Below are 703 nucleotides of genomic sequence, written 5' to 3'. Positions count from 1 at the left end.
CGTAACAAATCTCTCTTATTCTTGCTGTCTTCGCTACGCTTTACCGAATGGTCACCTCTTGCTAATTAGGCATAAAAATTATCGGTTTAGACATGAGTTCAAGCTCACATTAAGCAACCTGACACTCACAAGTGGCGAGAAATAAACCATACTCTGTTAAAGGAACGTATTTTTCTTGAAAATAGCTGCGTGTTACTTATTGTTTACATTTAGAGGAATGTCTAGGGAGATGGCTATTGAGACTTGAAAGAACTTTTGACCCAAATGACTTGTCGACGCAAAACATGGAAAGCCCAATATGTTTACCGATCGGCTTTGTTCACTTTTTGGCTCAATCACAGACGTTACAGCAGGTGCTCGATACTGTCGCAGAATGGATCAATCGGATTTTTGAATCTGACCGCACCAGCATTACGCTGTACGAAAACAGTGACTACCTCAAGGTCTACTCTTTTTCCGGCAATAAAGCGCTTCCTGCCGATTTTCTCGTGCCGATTGATCAAGCCTTCGTCGGGCGTGTGTTCAAAAACCAACAACTGATCATTTGTGACGACGTTTCTCAATCCGACGAGCTAGATTGCGTCATGTTGACCTCCAGCGGTATGGGCACGTGTATGGATGCGCCGCTGATGCATGGTCAAATGTGCTTGGGCACGCTTAACGTCGCGCATCATCAAACCCATTTTTATACCAAGGAACAAGC

1 protein-coding gene is annotated in these 703 nt (G+C 44.1%); it reads left to right on the top strand.

Going from position 1 to position 703, the window contains the following annotated elements; genetic code table 11:
- Nucleotides 1-236: 236 nt before the first annotated feature.
- Nucleotides 237-703: GAF domain-containing protein (locus tag R7Q46_RS27150; protein WP_318078257.1), on the top strand; the 467-nt coding region annotated here is incomplete at its 3' end.

Source organism: Vibrio sp. 811 (assembly GCF_033339195.1).
This window is presented reverse-complemented; position numbering and strand designations above follow the sequence as displayed.